The 1,239-nt window shown below is 66.5% G+C and carries 2 protein-coding genes; both read left to right on the top strand.

What is annotated here, in order from left to right:
* A partial coding sequence (locus tag AC1DVM_RS23145) for a 3-deoxy-D-manno-octulosonic acid transferase (protein WP_477258486.1) occupies nucleotides 1–721 on the top strand: 721 nt, incomplete at its 5' end.
* On the top strand, nucleotides 721–1,239 hold a 519-nt coding region (lpxK, locus tag AC1DVM_RS23150), incomplete at its 3' end, for a tetraacyldisaccharide 4'-kinase (RefSeq protein ID WP_477258488.1). The genes AC1DVM_RS23145 and lpxK, both read left to right, overlap by 1 nt.

Here is a 1,239-nt window from a genome sequence, read left to right on the forward strand (position 1 = left end):
CGCCGAGCGCCTCGATATCCTGGGCGCGCCGCGCGTGCTCGTCACCGGCAATCTGAAATTCGATTCACCGCCCCCGCCCGCCGATCCGCGTGTGGTCGCGCACCTGTCGGGCCTCCTCGCGGGAAGACCGGTCTGGTTTGCCGCGAGCACGCATCCGGGCGAGGAAACCGCGATCCTTGCGGTTCATCGCGCGTTGTCGCAGCGCCACCCGCATCTTCTGACCATCATCGCTCCGCGTCATCCGCACAGGGGCGCGGAAATCGCGAGCATCGCCGAAAACAACGGCTTGCGTGCGAGTCAACGCTCGCAAGGAATCCATCCCGATCGCGCCACCGACGTCTACATCGCCGACACCGTGGGGGAAATGGGCCTGTTCTATCGCCTGTCGCCGATCGTCATCATGGGCGGTTCGCTGGTGGCGCATGGCGGCCAGAATCCCATCGAACCCGCAAAGCTCGGAGCGGCCATTCTCCATGGTCCGCACATCCACAATTTTGAAGATATCTACGCCAGCATCGGGGCCGCGCGTGGCGCGCTGATGGTGAAGGACAGCGCGTCGCTTGCGCGCGCGGTCAGCGAATTGCTGAGCAATACCGCGCTGACGCGCGACATGGCACGCGCCGCCTCCGACGCCGTCATGGCGCTCGGCGGCGCGGTCGACCGCACGATGCAATCTATCGAACCCTTCATCGTTCAGGCGAAGCTCGGAGCGCGCCGCTGATGCGCGCCCCGGCGTTCTGGTGGCGCCAAAGGCTGTCCCTGCCGAGCATTCTGCTGTTTCCCACGAGCTTCCTCTATGGCGCGATTGCCGGCCGTCGCATGAGCCTGAAGGGCGAGAAAGCGGCGTTGCCGGTGATCTGCATCGGGAATTTCACGGTCGGCGGCGCCGGCAAGACGCCGACCGCCATCGCCGTCGCCGAACTTCTCGCCGCATCCGGCGAATTCCCCGTTTTCCTGTCTCGCGGCTACGGCGGGAGCGAGAGCGGCCCGCTGCAGGTCGAACCCCAGCACTCGTCCGTCGAAATCGGCGACGAACCGCTTCTCCTTGCCGCGACAGCGCCCGTGATCGTCTCGCGCCATCGCCCCTCCGGAGCCCGGCTCGCCCTCGAGACGGGCGCCACCGCCATCGTGATGGATGACGGTCTTCAGAATCCGTCCCTGGCGAAGGATTGCGCCATCGCGGTCGTCGACGGTGCGACGGGGATCGGCAACGGCCTTACGATTCCGTCCGGTCCGCTT

Source organism: Microvirga sp. P4_A5, from assembly GCF_056402495.1.